General features: G+C 68.0%; 18 protein-coding genes and 1 pseudogene. 9 read left to right on the forward strand and 10 right to left on the reverse strand.

Features of this window, described 5'->3' with window-relative positions; translation table 11 throughout:
• Positions 1–11 precede the first annotated feature (11 nt).
• From ABFX55_RS25385 to ABFX55_RS49965, 5 genes are all read left to right on the forward strand, one after another.
• Positions 12–359 carry a hypothetical protein gene (locus ABFX55_RS25385; RefSeq protein ID WP_346124939.1) on the forward strand — a complete coding sequence of 116 codons (348 nt, stop codon included), beginning with the start codon at positions 12–14 and terminating at the stop codon, positions 357–359.
• Complete coding sequence (locus tag ABFX55_RS25390) at positions 356–1,816, forward strand: multicopper oxidase family protein (RefSeq protein ID WP_346124941.1); 1,461 nt, start codon at positions 356–358, stop codon at positions 1,814–1,816. The genes ABFX55_RS25385 and ABFX55_RS25390 overlap by 4 nt, the downstream gene beginning before the upstream one ends.
• A gap of 157 nt (positions 1,817–1,973) precedes the next feature.
• Positions 1,974–3,512 (forward strand): amidohydrolase family protein, encoded by a 1,539-nt coding sequence (locus tag ABFX55_RS25395; protein WP_346124943.1) that lies wholly within the window; start codon positions 1,974–1,976, stop codon positions 3,510–3,512.
• A 170-nt stretch (positions 3,513–3,682) separates the two neighbouring features.
• A complete protein-coding gene (locus ABFX55_RS25400; protein WP_346124945.1) occupies positions 3,683–4,030 on the forward strand; it encodes a DUF1330 domain-containing protein in 348 nt (115 codons plus the stop codon).
• Positions 4,031–4,082: 52 nt separating this feature from the next.
• The gene (locus ABFX55_RS49965) at positions 4,083–4,196 is read left to right on the forward strand and encodes an ISAzo13-like element transposase-related protein (RefSeq protein WP_379479099.1); all 114 of its coding nucleotides are present in this window, start codon (positions 4,083–4,085) and stop codon (positions 4,194–4,196) included.
• Positions 4,197–4,286: 90 nt separating this feature from the next.
• Here ABFX55_RS49965 and ABFX55_RS25405 read toward each other — a convergent pair whose 3' ends face one another.
• The 4 genes from ABFX55_RS25405 to ABFX55_RS25420 form a co-directional block, all read right to left on the reverse strand.
• On the reverse strand, positions 4,287–4,574 hold the full coding sequence (locus ABFX55_RS25405; protein ID WP_346124947.1) for a hypothetical protein: 288 nt from the start codon (positions 4,572–4,574) through the stop codon (positions 4,287–4,289).
• Positions 4,575–4,609: 35 nt separating this feature from the next.
• Positions 4,610–5,236, reverse strand: coding sequence for a TIGR00645 family protein (locus ABFX55_RS25410; RefSeq protein ID WP_346124949.1), 627 nt, complete (start codon positions 5,234–5,236; stop codon positions 4,610–4,612).
• Positions 5,237–5,238: 2 nt separating this feature from the next.
• The gene (locus tag ABFX55_RS25415; protein WP_346124951.1) at positions 5,239–5,391 is read right to left on the reverse strand and encodes a hypothetical protein; all 153 of its coding nucleotides are present in this window, start codon (positions 5,389–5,391) and stop codon (positions 5,239–5,241) included.
• 104 nt (positions 5,392–5,495) lie between these two features.
• The gene (locus ABFX55_RS25420; protein ID WP_346124953.1) at positions 5,496–5,705 is read right to left on the reverse strand and encodes a hypothetical protein; all 210 of its coding nucleotides are present in this window, start codon (positions 5,703–5,705) and stop codon (positions 5,496–5,498) included.
• A 349-nt stretch (positions 5,706–6,054) separates the two neighbouring features.
• On the opposite strand from ABFX55_RS25420, the gene ABFX55_RS25425 reads away from it, so the two are divergent.
• Complete coding sequence (locus tag ABFX55_RS25425; protein ID WP_346124955.1) at positions 6,055–6,615, forward strand: cysteine hydrolase family protein; 561 nt, start codon at positions 6,055–6,057, stop codon at positions 6,613–6,615.
• Between the two features lie 154 nt (positions 6,616–6,769).
• Here the strand turns inward: ABFX55_RS25425 and ABFX55_RS25430 are convergent, their stop codons facing one another.
• The 5 genes and pseudogenes from ABFX55_RS25430 to ABFX55_RS25450 all read right to left on the reverse strand — a co-directional run bounded on the left by ABFX55_RS25430 (position 6,770) and on the right by ABFX55_RS25450 (position 11,551).
• Complete coding sequence (locus ABFX55_RS25430; protein ID WP_346124956.1) at positions 6,770–9,112, reverse strand: DUF4132 domain-containing protein; 2,343 nt, start codon at positions 9,110–9,112, stop codon at positions 6,770–6,772.
• The gene (locus tag ABFX55_RS25435) at positions 9,109–9,393 is read right to left on the reverse strand and encodes a hypothetical protein (RefSeq protein WP_346124958.1); all 285 of its coding nucleotides are present in this window, start codon (positions 9,391–9,393) and stop codon (positions 9,109–9,111) included. The genes ABFX55_RS25430 and ABFX55_RS25435 overlap by 4 nt, the downstream gene beginning before the upstream one ends.
• A gap of 57 nt (positions 9,394–9,450) precedes the next feature.
• Positions 9,451–10,256 (reverse strand): IS5 family transposase gene (locus ABFX55_RS25440; RefSeq protein WP_379479110.1). Its coding sequence is split into 2 segments (ribosomal slippage): positions 9,451–9,905 and positions 9,905–10,256, totalling 807 coding nucleotides; the frame shifts between segments, so codons are not numbered across the junction.
• Between the two features lie 154 nt (positions 10,257–10,410).
• Positions 10,411–10,817: pseudogene (locus ABFX55_RS25445) on the reverse strand (transposase); the annotation flags it as partial.
• A gap of 62 nt (positions 10,818–10,879) precedes the next feature.
• A complete protein-coding gene (locus ABFX55_RS25450) occupies positions 10,880–11,551 on the reverse strand; it encodes a winged helix-turn-helix transcriptional regulator (RefSeq protein WP_346124960.1) in 672 nt (223 codons plus the stop codon).
• A gap of 88 nt (positions 11,552–11,639) precedes the next feature.
• Between ABFX55_RS25450 and ABFX55_RS25455 the strand changes: the two genes are divergently transcribed.
• The 3 genes from ABFX55_RS25455 to ABFX55_RS25465 all read left to right on the forward strand — a co-directional run bounded on the left by ABFX55_RS25455 (position 11,640) and on the right by ABFX55_RS25465 (position 13,539).
• On the forward strand, positions 11,640–12,164 hold the full coding sequence (locus ABFX55_RS25455) for a pyridoxamine 5'-phosphate oxidase family protein (protein ID WP_346124962.1): 525 nt from the start codon (positions 11,640–11,642) through the stop codon (positions 12,162–12,164).
• A gap of 50 nt (positions 12,165–12,214) precedes the next feature.
• Positions 12,215–12,790, forward strand: coding sequence for a dihydrofolate reductase family protein (locus ABFX55_RS25460; RefSeq protein ID WP_346124964.1), 576 nt, complete (start codon positions 12,215–12,217; stop codon positions 12,788–12,790).
• Positions 12,791–12,951: 161 nt separating this feature from the next.
• Positions 12,952–13,539 (forward strand): dihydrofolate reductase family protein, encoded by a 588-nt coding sequence (locus ABFX55_RS25465; RefSeq protein ID WP_346124966.1) that lies wholly within the window; start codon positions 12,952–12,954, stop codon positions 13,537–13,539.
• 70 nt (positions 13,540–13,609) lie between these two features.
• Here the strand turns inward: ABFX55_RS25465 and ABFX55_RS25470 are convergent, their stop codons facing one another.
• On the reverse strand, positions 13,610–13,759 hold the full coding sequence (locus tag ABFX55_RS25470; protein WP_346124968.1) for a hypothetical protein: 150 nt from the start codon (positions 13,757–13,759) through the stop codon (positions 13,610–13,612).
• Between the last annotated feature and the right edge of the window lie 485 nt (positions 13,760–14,244).

Here is a 14,244-nt window from a genome sequence, read left to right on the forward strand (position 1 = left end):
GGAAGTCACCCATGTTCACGCGTATCGCGATCACCCTGCAGACCGTTGCCCTGCTGCTCCAGGCGGTCACCGCCGGGCTGCTGCTCTCCTCTCCCAACGGGCGGACGATGCACAGCGCCTCGGCGATCGCCGTGGTGGTCACCGTGCTGCTGCACCTGGTCGCCGCGCTGGTGGCACGGCGCTTGAGCGCCATCCTGCCCGCGGTCGGCATGCTGGTGATGACGTTGGCTCAGATGGCGCTGGGCATGGCCCACCTGAAGACTCTGCACGTCCCGCTCGGCGTGCTGATGTTCGGCGTGAGCCTGCTCCAGCTGGTTCCCGCGTGGTCGGACCGCCGTGCTGCCGCGGTGCCGGCATGACGATGACAAGGCGGCAGGCGCTGCGCCTGCTCGGCCTGGGCGCGACGCTGAGCGTCACCGGCTGCTCGCTGATCGGCAGCACCCCGCTGCCCAGGCTGCTGGCGAGCAGCGCGCCGCTGCCGACGCCTTTCACGGTGCCGCTGCCCATACCCGCGCTCGCGAAGCCGTACAGGTCCGATGCCTCAGCCGACTACTACGAGCTCGTCCAGCGCGCGGCCGAGGTGGAGATCCTGCCCGGCCTCCGTACCCCGATCTGGGGGTACGGCGGGCAGTTCCCCGGACCGACCATCAGAGCGCGCGCCGGGCGCAGGACCGTCGTGCGCGTCGCCAACCACCTGGGCGCGCCGACCGTCACCCATCTGCACGGCGGGCACACCCCGCCCGAGTCCGACGGCTATCCCACCGACCTGGTCCAGCCTGGCGCGCGACGCGACTACGTGTTCCCGCTGGAGCAGCGGGCGGCCACGCTGTGGTACCACGACCACCGCATGGACTACACCGGGCCGCAGGTGTGGCGGGGGCTGGCCGGGTTCTTCCTGGTCGGCGACGCGGAGGAGTCGGCGCTGCCGCTGCCGTCGGGTGAGCGGGACGTGCCGCTGATGATCTGCGACCGCTCCTTCGCCGCCGACGGGACCATGCCGTACCCCGCGCGCGACGGCGGGCCCGGCGCCCGGGAGGCGTTCATGGGCGGCGTGCTGGGCGATGTCATCCTGGTCAACGGCGCGCCCTGGCCGCAGTTGGGGGTCGATCGGGCCCGCTACCGGCTGCGGCTGCTCAACGGCTCCAACGCCCGTACCTACGAGCTGGCCCTGCCGCCTGGCGGCACGCTGACCCAGATCGGCAGTGACGGCGGCCTGCTGGCCGCCCCGAGAACCCTGGAGCGGGTACGGCTGGCGCCGGGCGAACGCGCCGACGTGGTGGTCGACTTCGCCGCCTACCGTGTGGGCGACCATGTCGAGCTGCGCAACCTCTTGGACGAGGGAGCGCAGGCCAGGGTGATGCGGTTCACCGTCGAGCGTGACGTCCGCGACGACTCGGCGATCCCCAAGACGCTGTCGCGCGTGGAGCAGCTCGACCCGGCCAAGGCCACGGTGACCCGCGACTTCCAGTTCACCAGCGGCGATCTGCACGGCCACACGGGCTGGATGATCAACGGCAAGCCGTTCGACGCTCGCAGGGTCGACGCCAAGCCGCGGCTGGGTGATATCGAGATCTGGCGGCTGACCAGCGATGTCGCCCATCCCGTCCACCTGCACCTGGCCGGCTTCCAGGTGCTGTCGGTCGGTGGCGAGCGGCCGAGCGGGCCGCCGGAGTGGAAGGACACCGTCGAGCTGCGGGAGGCGCAGACCGTGGAGATCATCACCCGCTTCACCGGCTACCGGGGCCGGTACGTCCTGCACTGCCACAACCTCGAACACGAGGACATGGCCATGATGAGCACCTTCGAGGTGGTCTGATGCACCACGTCGCGGCCGAGGCACTGCGGCACCAAGCCGCGCGCGCCGGCGCGGGCGGACGCGCAGTTTCCCTCTTGGTCCTCGCCCCGGGCCGGAGCGTGAACCGCGTGAGCGTCGACGTCTGCCGACCCCGAACCCCTATCGCCGAAGGAGCATCATGGCCGAGCTGACCCGGCGCGCCAGCCTGCGTGCTGCCGTGATAGTCGTTGCCGCAGGAGCTGCGGCAACGACCCAGTCGAGCCGTCCAGCCATGGCGGCCACACCCGCGCAAACCGTTGCACTGACCCACGCCACGGTCATCGACGCCACCGGAGCCCCACCGCGACCCGACACGACCGTCCTCATCACGGGAGAACGGATCAGCATGATCGGGCCCTCCGACCGGGTCCCCCTCCCCGCCGGGGCAACCGTGCTCGACCTGACCGGAAAGCACGTGATCCCCGGACTGTGTGACATGCACGTCCACAGCATCCCCTCGGAGGAGATAGCACCACCGCTCTACCTCGCCAACGGCATCACCACCGTCCGCGAGATGTCCGGCTCTCCCCTCCTGCACCAGTGGCGCGACCGAATCGAAGCCGAAACGATGCTCGGCCCGCGCATGGTCATCGGCAGCCGGATCGTCGACGGAGAACCCACCATCGGAGATCCCGCCTCATTCACCGTGGTCGACACGGAAACCCAAGCGCGGCAGGCCGTACGCCAGGCCAAGGCGGAGGGCGCCGACTTCGTCAAGGTGTACTCCAGGCTCGGCGACCGCGCCTACCGCGCGGTCGCCGACGAGGCGCGCCGTCTCCGGATCCCGTTCGCCGGACACTGCCCCGACGCCGTTCCTCTCACCACCGCCAGCCGCGCGGGACAGCGCAGCATCGAGCACCTGTACTCCACCTGGTACGCCACCTCCACCCAGGAGGCCGAGATCCGCCACCGGCTCGCCCGGCTGACGATCGCCCAGGGCGACTACGTCACCTGGCTGCACGAGATCCACCGGCTGGAGTGGCTGGCGGCCACCACCTACAGCCGCCGCAAGGCCGGCAAGGTGTTCGCCGCCCTGGCGCGCGACCACACCCACGTCGTCCCCACGCTCAGCGTGTACCAGGTGCTGGACCGACCCGACGAGGTCGATCTGACCGACGAACGACTGCGGTACGTTCCGGCCCCGCTCGTCGCCGCCTGGTCGTGGGCGTTGGAGAACATCATCCGGGCCGGCCGTACCTCTCAGGAGAGCGCGCAAAGAGAGCAGCTCTTCGAGCGTCGGCTCGCCTTCGCCGATGCCCTGCGCTCCAGCGGGGTTCCCGTTCTGGCCGGTACCGACGGCGGCGACCTGCCCTACGTCATCCCCGGCTTCGGCCTGCACGACGAACTCGCCCTGCTGGTACGGTCCGGTTTCACCCCCATGCAGGCACTCCAGGCCGCAACCAGCCGGCCCGCGCGACTCCTCGGCCTGCACCACTCCCAGGGCACCGTGGGGCTCGGCAAGAGCGCCGATCTGGTGATTCTGAACGCCGACCCGCTGGCCGACATCCGCAACACCATGAACATCCATGCCGTTGTGACGCGCGGACGCGTCATCTCCGCCGAGCAGCGCACCCGCCTGCTCGCCGACGTAGCCCGCGCGGCAGCGGAGCAGCCTGAGGCGCACCCCGCCGCCGCGCCACGTTCTCACGGTTGCTGCCCCGGCCTCACGCTCAGCTGATCAGCGACTTTGGGGGGCGCGGCCTGTCAAGGTGACCGCAGCTCCATCGCGTGCCAGGAGCGCTTTGACAGGCCGTAGGACCCTGGCCGCTTTCCTGCCAGGTCGTCGCCCCGGCGCGTCCGCATGCCACGATCGTCAACGTACAGAGCCCGACCGACCGAAAGGACACCATGTCCGCCTACGTCATCGCAAACCTGCACGAGGCCGCCCCGCACCCGGAGATCGCTGAGTACATCGAGCGCATCACCGCCACCTTCGAGCCATACGGCGGCCGCTTCCTCGTGCACGTGACGCAGCACGAGGTGAAGGAGGGCACCTGGCCAGGGAACGTCGTGATGATCGGCTTCCCGGGGATCGCCGAGGCGCGGGCATGGTGGGACTCACCCGCATACCAGGAGATCGCACCGCTGCGCTCGCGACACATCAAGGGCGACATCATCCTGATCGAAGGCGTCCCCGAGGGCTACGACCCCACCGCCACCGCGAAGGCGATGCGGGAGGCCATGCCTGCCGAGTAGCCCTCGAGTTCTGGCCGGCTCAGCAGCGTCCGGCCCTTCTACCAGGGGAGCCATGCGATGGTGGTCAACCAGCGCACGGACTCCTTCGTCGAGCTCGGTCCGCCACTTCCCGCCCGGCAGGTCGAAATGGAACCGCATCGAGCACCGGTTGTTCTGCCACAGATGAGGGGCCTTCCACCTGTGTCGCGTGCCCGGCAGCCACGGCGGGCACGCGACGGGTTCCGGAGGTCACACTGACCATCCGGACGGGGGTGGATCAGGCGTCGTCGTCGGACACGCGCGAGGCCCCCTGACAGGAGATGGTCGCGCTGCTGAACAGCGGAAGCGGGCCGCCACAGGTGCTCACCGGCGCTGACACGGGTTCGACGATCTCGTCGTTGAAGACGATCACGTCGCCGATCAGGGGGCGAGCAGCGGTGGGAGCGGGCTCCTGGTGGTGGACGCGGGCCGTACCAGAGACGGCGGCGTGAGCGGGAGCGCCCGGCGCCGGCCCCACCAGCGCGTAGCCCAGCGTGGCGGCCGTGATCACCCACGCCGCCGTCACCGGCCCCTTCCCCGGTACGGCCCGCGCGATCATGTCTAGGCGGCCACGCGTTCCTGCGTCAGGTCCGTCTGGCCCGGGCCGTGAACGTCCCGGGTGGCGTTCTGATCGGGACGGCCGCCTTCCATGATCCGATCGATGAGGGCGAGCGCGACCGCGGAGACGATGAAGGTCAAATGGATCAGTGTCTTCCATAGAAGTTCCCTGTCGGTGATGGTGGGCCTGGCTGCGTTGATGAAGATCTGGAGGAGGTGGATGGAGGAGATACCGATGATCGCCATGGCCAGTTTGACCTTGAGCACATTGGCGTTGACGTGGGAGAGCCATTGGGGCTGGTCGGGATGTCCCTCGATGCGCAACCGTGAGACGAAGGTCTCGTAGCCGCCGATGATCACCATGATCAGCAGGTTCGAGATCATCACCACGTCTACCAGCCCGAGGACGATCAGCATGATGGTGGTCTCCGCTGGCGTGCCGCCGAATCCGAGCGTGACCAGGTGCATCAGCTCGGCCATGAACCGCCACACGTAGACGACTTGGGCCACGATGAGCCCCAGGTAGAGCGGAGTCTGTATCCAGCGACTGACGAACATGACGTAGCTCAGCCGCTTGAGCACGCCGTTCCGCTGGGCCGGCGCTGCGGCTACGTGGAGGAGTGGTCCCATCGCTACGACGTGAGGACGTAGAGGTTCACCCTGTCGACGATGGCCTGGACGTTGACGCCCGCTGGGTCACCGCTTCCCACCATGACGGGAGGGACGGCGACCGCCGTCGCCAGCGCGAGGGCCGACCCCGCGGCCAGAGCTCGGATCTTCAACATGATCTCCTTCGAAGACGTCGCGGGTGCTTCCGCTTTCGATGCACGTCAGGCGGGGGGACGGCGCGGCAGGGCCTGCCGCGCCGTCGTGAGCATCGGCTACAGGGTCAGGGCTGGAGGCAGTGAACCGCGGGCGCCTCGGCGGGCGCGGCCACGGCGGCCGGATCGACCAGGGCGGTCACGTCGGCCGCCGTCTCGGTGAGGCAGCTGATCGTCGTGATGGGATCGATGATGGCGTGGGCGGGTTGAGCGGTGAACAGTAGGAGGCCGCCTGCGGTGAGCGTGGCGGCGGTGAGGAGACGGGCAGTCGGGCGCATGAAACCTCCTGCTGGCGGTAACGGGGGATGACCAACTCATCACACAAAGTAGTCGATCAGTTACGCTGTGTTCCAGGGGTGGCGACGACCTGGCCATACGCGGGTAGGTAAACCTCACCTCAGGGCTCGGTCCGCCCAAGGAAAGCACGGGAGGGCGCACCGCCTAGTCGACCGCCTGCGTCGCAGCCACACCAGCGTTGAGCCAGGTCGAGACAGGCGTGGCGGAGGTCGCGGGCCGCCTGCGCCGTGGCCGATGGCCCATACGCCAATCTGTCCCACTATCGTCGTACTAGATCGACAACGCCAAGGACACGACGCCGATGGCACGCCGCACAGACAAGGAAACCTTATGACCACCACCGCGCTCATCGTCGGCGACCTGCAGGCGGGCATCGTGGACAACTACCCCTTCGCCGCCGGCGTGCTTCCCGTCATGGAGAAAGTTCTCCCCGCGGCCAGAGCCGCCGGAATCCCGGTGATCTTCATCCGTTTCGGGCTCCGGGCCTCAGGCCTTGATGTGGCAGCAAGCAACCAGTTGATCAGTACCCTGCACGGGGTGGGGACACTGTTCCACGAAGAATCCCCCGAGACGCTCGTGCACCCGCGCATCCAACCGTTGCCGGGCGAGGCCGTCGTCCTCAAGCACCGCGCCAGCGCGTTCGCGGCCACCGACCTCGATCTGCTCCTGCGCGCCCAGCGCATCGACTCGATCGTGCTGACCGGTGTCGCGACCGGGGCGATGGTCGCCGCCACGCTCTACGACGCCGCCGACCGCGACTACCGCGTGACCGTCCTCAGCGACGCCTGCGCCGATGAGGAACCGGACGTGCACGACTTCCTGATCAACCGCGTCTTCCCTGCCAGGGGTGCTGAGGTTCTCACGAGCCACGAGTGGACCGCACGCCTGTGAGCAGCCGTCAGCACTGAAGACTGGGTCATGCCCTTGGCGAGACGGCGCACTTGACCGCTGCCGTGGACTCCTCGCAGATCAGGGCGTTAAAAGGGGGGCGCAGACCGGCCCCTCCCCGGTCGATCGAGAGATACGACGGTGTCTGAGCGGTCGTTCAGCCGAGCTGCCGGATGATCGTCGGGTCGGTGATCGCCGTGTCGTTGGCCAGGAGGCACGCCTTCGAAAGGATCACCGACAGAGTCCCCCCGTCGTCCTCGAACGGCAGGAACACCGATCCGGCCGCGCGCCCGCTCGCCGGGACGATGCACAGGTACGCGTCGTTGGGCTCCATCAGGATGTTCGTCGACCCCAGATGGATCTTGTACGTCTTCAGATCACCCCGTACAAGAAGGAATCTGTCGGTCAGCTCCACACGGGAGGCGATCTTCAGTTTCGGCAGCAGCCGCGCCAGCACCTCGCGCCGGGTCTTGGCCGTCTCCGTCAGCTCGCCGAAGCCGTGGGAGCGCCAATAGCGTTCGTGGCCGATCAGCGCCTGGTCGTCGCGGGCGACCGTGGCCACGCCCACGGCGAGGTCGGCCTCGCGGAGGATCTCCGACAGCACCAGCGGCGGCAGATCGGCCATCGACGCCGGTTGCCCGTCGCGGTGGAAGGTGATGCCCTCGGTGGCGCACAGCATGGTGGTCTCGGCCCCGGGGGCGGAGACGATGTGCATGGCCCAGCGGGCCTGCCAGCCCGCCAGGTCGCGCACCACCTCGCCCTGGTCGCCGCCGTTCTCGTAGTCCCAGTTGCCGATCGACCGGCCGGTCCAGCCGCGCTGGCCCAGCAGGGTCCGGGCCTGGCCGTAGCGCAGAATGTGGCCGGCGAAGCGGTTGGAGAAGGTGCCGGTCCGCTCCTCGGCGGGGGTCAGCAGGTAGAGCTCGCGGAAGACCTGCTTGAACGGCTGGCGTACACCACCCTCGAGAAGATGGTCGCGCCACGTCGCCACCTCGTCGGCGGTCGCGTGGATCGGGTGCCACAGGCCTGCCACGGCGTCGGGTGCGGGGCGGTGGCCGGCCAGTTCCCAGCCGTCGGCGGTCTTGACCGGCAGGGCCGCCGGGCCGCCGGCGATCTGCCAGACCAGGGTGCGGGCGTAGGGGCCGGTGACGGGATGGTCGAGGAAGTACTCGGTCACCTCGCGCCAGTGCCACGTCCGCTCATGGACGATCGCCTGTTCCAAGCGGGACCGCTCGGCCGCCTGCGCCAGCTTGAGCTCCTTCAGGATGGCCCGCAGATCGGACAGCTCCGCGCGCAGATCCTTCGGCAGCGACTTGACGGTCTTGCCGGCGGCGTTCACGTAGCGCAGGGCGGGCACGTCGGCGCACAACCTGACCCGGTAGTCGCCGATCTTCTCCTCGCGGACGCCGTCGGCGTCCAGGCCGAAGGTGGGGACCGTCCGGTCGAGCAGCTGCTCGCGGGTCAGCCCGTTCTCGACGGCCACCGCGTCGAGGGCGAGGCTCAGATTCCTCTGTACGGACCTCGCGCGCACCTTCGCCTGGATTCTGGACAGCGGGACGATCATGTCGAGGCCGCCCCTGCGGGCCAGGACGCCGACGGCGGCGTTGGTGACGGGTTCGCAGCGGCACGTGGAGCCCATCCCGTTGCTGCCGGTGCCGCAGGTCATCGCGACGTCGGTGACGAGCGAGGTCACCCAGCGCTCGTCGATGACCTGGCAGGTCCACAGGATGCCGCGCACCACGACGATGGTGTGCTCCTTGAGGAAGACCTTGTCCCACCACTCCTCGTCGTCATAGCGGACGACCCAGTCTCCGCCCCGGTAGGCCACCAGCCGCGTGAGCAGCTCACGGACCAGGGCGACCGCGCCGGGGGTGAGCATCCGCGCGGCGTTCCTGAGCCACCGGGCGCTGGGTTTGGTCGAGCGGGCGGTGTTCCAGTGGCGGAACAGCGGCAGCACCTCGACCAGGCGCGGGCCGTATTCCTCGGCCAGCATGCGGGCGAAGTGGTCGGTGTCCCCGATCTCGGTCCGGACCACCCCGGCCGGGCCGTGCTCGGCGGGTTCGGTGAGCAGCTCGGTCACCTGCTCGGCCAGGAGCGCCCGCGCGTCCTTCAGCCACGGTCCCGATGTCAGCCAGCGCAGCAGGTCTCGGCGCAGCTGGTAGTCGAACCGGCGGGTGGCCGCAAGCGGGATCCGGAACAGCTCCTCGTAGCGGGTGTGCCCCTGCCGCACCCAGTACTCCGCCCGGCCCATGAGGTGGTGCGCTTCCCGGTAGGTGAAGTCGATGTCACGCTCGGCCACCGACCGGACCACGCGCAGCACCCGCTCGTCGTAGTCGTGGCCGCCTTCCGGCCCCAGCCAGAGCTTCATCTGCGCGTAGGTGCCGTAGACCCGCCAGTCGACGCCGGGGCCGGGGTCGAGTCCCTGCTCGGTGAGCTCGTCGAACCGCTGGTAGGCGGCCCTCGTGGCCGGGTCCATGTGGTCCCATCTGCCCGCTGACGTCATGACACGGCTCCACTGATGATCGGAAACGCTGGGTGATCATGGATATCAGCCGGAACCGACAGATTCCCCCTGCCATGATTCAGACATGTCTCCACGAAAGCCGCTTCCGCCTCCTCGTCCGATTCAGACCGGGGACGTCGTGGCCGCTCACTGATGCGGGTGAGGTATTGGCCCCGAACCTTTTCACGTCGCATCCGCCAGCGCAGCCACAAACCCAGCAGGCCGCACATCGGGGCCATGATGATCGAGATGACGGCAACCACAACCGTGACCGTGTCCATGGGAAACTCCTCCTAGAGGGACGGGCCGACAGTGGGCCCTTCATGAAGTAAGAGGTCCTAACGCAATGAGTTGAGGCGTCGCCAGCAGGTCAGCGCGCAGGCCAGACTGAGAAATGCCTCGTGGATCTCGGCGCGGACCTCCCAGCGGATGCGCAGGCGTCGGAAGGCGTGCAGCAGGGCGAAGGTCTGCTCGACGACGTAGCGATGTTTGCCCAGGCCGGAGCCGTGTGCGGTGCCGCGGCGGGCGATCAGGGGTCGGATCTGCAGTTCGCGGACCAAGCGGCGGTACGTGTCGTGGTCGTAACCGCGGTCGGCGAGCACCACGTCGGGGCGTTGCCGGGGGCGGCCGCGCTTGCCGCGCATCTTCGGGATGGCATGCAGGAGCGGGATGAGCTGGGTCACGTCGTTGCGGTTGGCACCGGTCAGGATCACCGCGAGCGGGATGCCGGTGGCCTCGGTGATCAGGTGGTGTTTGCTGCCGGCCCGTCCTCGATCGACCGGGGAGGGGCCGGCCTGCGCCCCCCTTTTAACGCTCTGATCTGCGAGGAGTCCACGGCAGAACGAGAGAAGTCCAGTGCGTCGGCCGCCCGTAACCGGTCCAGCAGCACCTCGTGCAGACGCTGCCAGGTGCCGGAGGCGTTCCACTCGGCCAGGCGTCGCCAGCAGGTCATGCCCGAGCCGTAGCCCAGTTCCTGCGGCAGGTGCTCCCAGGCGATCCCGGTGTGCAGCACGAACAAGATGCCCTGCAACGCCAGCCGATCATCGAGCCGTTTACGTCCCGGATGACGGAAGCGCCGCTGACGCTGGGGCAGCAACGGCTCGATCACCGCCCACAGCTCGTCGCTGACCTCCCACGGCTTCAGCTTGGCCACTCATGCTCCCATCGCTCGGCTACAGCGAGAGATCAAAGCACAGCAGAGATCATTCTGTTAGGACCTCCAAGAGGGCATCTGATCTAGATGTTGAGCTACATGTCCGTTCTAAGGTGTTTGATGCACCAGGTTTGGGTGGATTCTCCGTGTCCGTGGCGATGTGCCGTTTCCGGCCCTTGATCTTCTTGCCGGCGTCGATGCCCTGACTGGATTCACCGACGTTGCCGGAGGTCTTCACACTCTGCGCATCAATGATCGCTGCAGTCGGAGCGGGAGTACGCCCCTTGGTCACTCTGACCTGCTGTCGCAGCAGGTCATGCAGCGTCCGGGTGGTCCCGTCGGACTCCCATTGGCGTAGTAGTCATAGACCGTCTTGTACGGCGGGAAGTCGTGCGGCAGGTATTCCCAGGCGATCCCGGTCCGACATACATACAAGATTGCGTTGACGATCTCCCGCAGGTCATGGATGCGAGCCGCCACGCCCGGTCCCTGCCGGGCCGCTCGCCACGCCGTCAACGTCGGCTCGATCAACACCCACCGGGCATCGGACAGGTCACTGCGATAGGCACGCCGAGAAACCGGCTGCGGTTCGTCCCCGACACCTGTCCGGCGCCTTAGGGCGTGTTGGTCGGCTGGGGTGAGGGCATGAACGGGGCCAAGAGAAGGTCTGTGAGGCCCTGTTTGGCGTGTTCGTCGCCGCCGAGGTTCAGCGAGCCCGAGTCCAGTGCCGCCGCCAGGGTGATCTGGTGGTCGCAGATGGCGCGGAGGGTGTCGAGGTCGGTGGTGAGGGTGGCGTGGGGGGGCGTGGGTGCGCTGTCGCGGCTGATGTGGAGCGAGTCGTCGGTGACCTCGATGAAGTAGGTGTCGGCGTCGATGTGCAGTTCGTAGATGCCATGGAGATACGCGGCCCGGGTCGGGTCGAAGCCTGCCTTGATGCTGAGCAGGATCGAGTCGACGCCGAGAAGGCCGTCGGGGGCGGCCGCGGTCTGGCTGCCCCAGCGGCCGAGGTAGAGGACGAGCGGTTCCAGCGCGCGGCCCCAGTCGGTGAGTTCGTAGAGGCGGACGCGGGTCGGGGGTGGCAGGTCACGGCGTTGCACGACGCCGTGCTCGGTCAGGTCGCGTAGCCGCTGGGTGAGCACGTTCGGGCTGACGCCCGGCAGGCCGGCGTGCAGGTCGTTGAAGCGTTTGGGGCCCAGCAGGAGGTCGCGTACCACCAGCAGGGCCCAGCGTTCGCCAATGACGTCCAGTCCGCGGGCCACACCGCACGGGTCTCCATAGCTGCGCATGCCGCTCATAGTCTTCAGACTACGGCAGAAATCCTAGTTTAGGAGCATCACTTGTTCTTTAGGAGTTACCTCGCTAACTTGAAGCCTCATGAGCCTTTCTGACACCCAGGCGGCGGGCCCACCGCAGGGCGACGTGCGACTGCTGGGCACCCCCACCGCGCAGCGCCTGCTCAACGACTCGACTCTGGTGGCGCGGCTGGCCTACATCAGTAAGGACGGGACACCGCGGCTGATCCCGGTCAACTTCCTCTGGAACGGCGATGAGGTCGTCATCGGCGCGTTCGCCAGCACCTACAAGATCCGCGACCTGCGCGCCCGCCGTGACGTGGCGATCTGCATCGACACCGCCGACGCTCCCCCACAGGCCCTCATGCTGCGCGGGAAGGTCACCCTCACCGAGGTGGAAGGAGTGCTTCCCGAGTACGCCACGATACAGCGCGCGGTGATGGGCGAGGAGGCCGGAACCGCCTACCTGACGGCGATCGACCAGCCGGGCCTCCGGATGGTCCGGATCGCACTGCGCCCCACCCGGGTCGGCGTCCTGGACTTCCAGAAGCGCTTTCCAGAGCGGACTCCCGAACCCGTCCTGGCCGCCTTCGGCGCCAACCGATAACAACCCGCACCCCCAAGACCGCAGACGCGACTGGGCAAGGACATCTGAGAATGGGCAAGATTGTTGTGACGGCGTTCGTCACCCTCGACGGCGTGATCCAGGCACCCGGCCTCCCGGACGAAGACCGCGACGGCGGGTTCAGGTCCGGCGGCTGGACCCAGCCCTACGCCGACCCGGTGGTGGACCAGCGCACCACCAAATCGGTGCTGGACGCCGACGCGCTGCTGATCGGCAGGCGAACCTATGAGCTGTTCGCCAGTTACTGGCCCGGCGCCGATCCAGCAGACCCGCGGACCGTCCAGCTCAACAGCCAGCCCAAGTACGTGGCCTCCCGCACCCTGCAGACCGTCGACTGGAACAACTCCACCCTGCTGCGCGGAGACGTCACCGAGCAGGTCACCCAGCTGAAACAGCGGCACGACCACATCAGCATCTGGGGCAGCAGCCAGCTGATCACCACGCTGCTGCCCGCCGGACTCATCGACGAATTCGTACTGCTGACCTACCCCACCGTGATCGGTGGCGGCAAGCGGCTATTCAACGCCGACACCCCGCTGGACCTGGAACTGACCGACACCACCACGGCATGGACCGGAGTGGTCATCTCCACCTATCGACGGACCTGATCGACGCCGCCTCCCTGGTGCCTCAAGAGGGATCACGTCGCAGTCGCCAGCCCCAGCCCGCCTGTGTGCACGGGACTACGGTCACCCATGCAGACGACTTCGGAGATCAACACCGGCCCGGCAAGACGCCAAGTTCAACGCACCGCGATGGAGAATGAAAGATGCGCAAGATCATTGTGTCGATGTGGACGACGCTCGACGGATTCGTCGCCGGTCCGCGAGACGAGATGGACTGGTTGCAGATCGACGAGCAGGTGCTCAGGTATGAGCGGGAGTTGGTGGAGGGATCCGGTGGCCTGCTGCTGGGGCGGATCACGCACGCCGACTTCGCCGGCCATTGGCCGCGGGCCGCACAGGACCCTGACGAAGCGGAGGAGGTGCGGAGATACGCCCGACGGGTCGACACCATGGAGAAAATCGTCATCTCCGCTTCGGGAAACATCGCGGCGTGGCAGAACACCCGCAGACACGAACGCGTCGACCCGGACGAGATCATCGAACTCAAGCGCGGCCACGGCGGGGACATCGTGGTCTACGGCAGCCTCGGAGTGATCTGGTCTCTCGTTGAGCTCACGCTCGTCGACGAGTTCCACCTGCTGGTACATCCCGTGTTCCTGCGCGACGGCAAGGCTCTGTTTGAGGGCGGCCGACCACCGCAACGGCTGGAGCTGATCTCCGCCGAGCCGTTCACCTCAGGTGTCGTCCTGATGAAGTACCGGCCGGTCGACCGCTCCCCCGCCGCCTCCTGAATCCCGACGCGGCTGGCGATACGGCATCGTCGGGCGCGCTCGGCCCGGGCGGCCATGCGCGTTGGCGGGCCTACCAGGCGGACAGCACACGAATCTGATCTTGTCGATAATCGCGGCCATTGCCGGGAGTCAGGCGGAGCACTTCGTAGATTTCCGGCAGGACATCGATCTCGGGGTCGGATAGGGCGTCGATCTGGGCTTTGGCGACGTCGCTACCCATGCGGATGGTGTACACCTACGGCTGGGCTCCGCGCCGGGCCAGCACCTCGGCCAACGTGGGGCCTGCCGTACGCGCGCTGGATTGAAGCTGCTCGGCCTCTTCGTGCATGCGCCTGCCAGCCGGCCGGGTCGGCGGCGGCGGCGCGGGAGGCGATGCGTCACCAACCGGATAGGAAGTCGTCCAGCGCCGCCAGGTCGACGACCGGCTCGTGGGTGATCGCTTCGAGTTCGGCCGCGGTGACCGCCGAGGGCGTGCCCGCCCACATCGTCGAGTTGCGCGGCTACCCGTTCACCACCGTCATGGACGGCCGCAGCGCCCACCTCGGCGACGGAGTGCACGCGCACTGGGCCGCACCCCCGCGACTTCGCCGACTTCGCCCGCGAGAGCGCCGCCACCGGCACCTGGAACCCCAAGGACAACGGGTGAAACTCCTGCAGACCGCCATACCGGTCACAGCAAGCTTCGGATCCAACCTTGCAATGCTA

It is taken from the genome of Nonomuraea roseola (assembly GCF_039535395.1).
Classification (GTDB): domain Bacteria; phylum Actinomycetota; class Actinomycetes; order Streptosporangiales; family Streptosporangiaceae; genus Nonomuraea; species Nonomuraea roseola.

Bases quoted from the DNA above. Each gene is read 5' to 3' on its own strand.
- ABFX55_RS25400 (WP_346124945.1), top strand. From the start codon at position 3,683: ATGTCCGCCTACGTCATCGCAAACCTGCACGAGGCCGCCCCGCACCCG.
- ABFX55_RS25465 (WP_346124966.1), top strand. From the start codon at position 12,952: ATGCGCAAGATCATTGTGTCGATGTGGACGACGCTCGACGGATTCGTC.
- ABFX55_RS25385 (WP_346124939.1), top strand. From the start codon at position 12: ATGTTCACGCGTATCGCGATCACCCTGCAGACCGTTGCCCTGCTGCTC.
- ABFX55_RS25450 (WP_346124960.1), bottom strand. From the start codon at position 11,551: ATGCGCAGCTATGGAGACCCGTGCGGTGTGGCCCGCGGACTGGACGTC.
- ABFX55_RS25470 (WP_346124968.1), bottom strand. From the start codon at position 13,759: ATGGGTAGCGACGTCGCCAAAGCCCAGATCGACGCCCTATCCGACCCC.
- ABFX55_RS25390 (WP_346124941.1), top strand. From the start codon at position 356: ATGACGATGACAAGGCGGCAGGCGCTGCGCCTGCTCGGCCTGGGCGCG.
- ABFX55_RS25435 (WP_346124958.1), bottom strand. From the start codon at position 9,393: ATGGACACGGTCACGGTTGTGGTTGCCGTCATCTCGATCATCATGGCC.
- ABFX55_RS25460 (WP_346124964.1), top strand. From the start codon at position 12,215: ATGGGCAAGATTGTTGTGACGGCGTTCGTCACCCTCGACGGCGTGATC.
- ABFX55_RS25430 (WP_346124956.1), bottom strand. From the start codon at position 9,112: ATGACGTCAGCGGGCAGATGGGACCACATGGACCCGGCCACGAGGGCC.
- ABFX55_RS25415 (WP_346124951.1), bottom strand. From the start codon at position 5,391: ATGTTGAAGATCCGAGCTCTGGCCGCGGGGTCGGCCCTCGCGCTGGCG.
- ABFX55_RS25420 (WP_346124953.1), bottom strand. From the start codon at position 5,705: ATGCGCCCGACTGCCCGTCTCCTCACCGCCGCCACGCTCACCGCAGGC.
- ABFX55_RS49965 (WP_379479099.1), top strand. From the start codon at position 4,083: ATGCGATGGTGGTCAACCAGCGCACGGACTCCTTCGTCGAGCTCGGTC.
- ABFX55_RS25425 (WP_346124955.1), top strand. From the start codon at position 6,055: ATGACCACCACCGCGCTCATCGTCGGCGACCTGCAGGCGGGCATCGTG.
- ABFX55_RS25395 (WP_346124943.1), top strand. From the start codon at position 1,974: ATGGCCGAGCTGACCCGGCGCGCCAGCCTGCGTGCTGCCGTGATAGTC.
- ABFX55_RS25455 (WP_346124962.1), top strand. From the start codon at position 11,640: ATGAGCCTTTCTGACACCCAGGCGGCGGGCCCACCGCAGGGCGACGTG.
- ABFX55_RS25410 (WP_346124949.1), bottom strand. From the start codon at position 5,236: ATGGGACCACTCCTCCACGTAGCCGCAGCGCCGGCCCAGCGGAACGGC.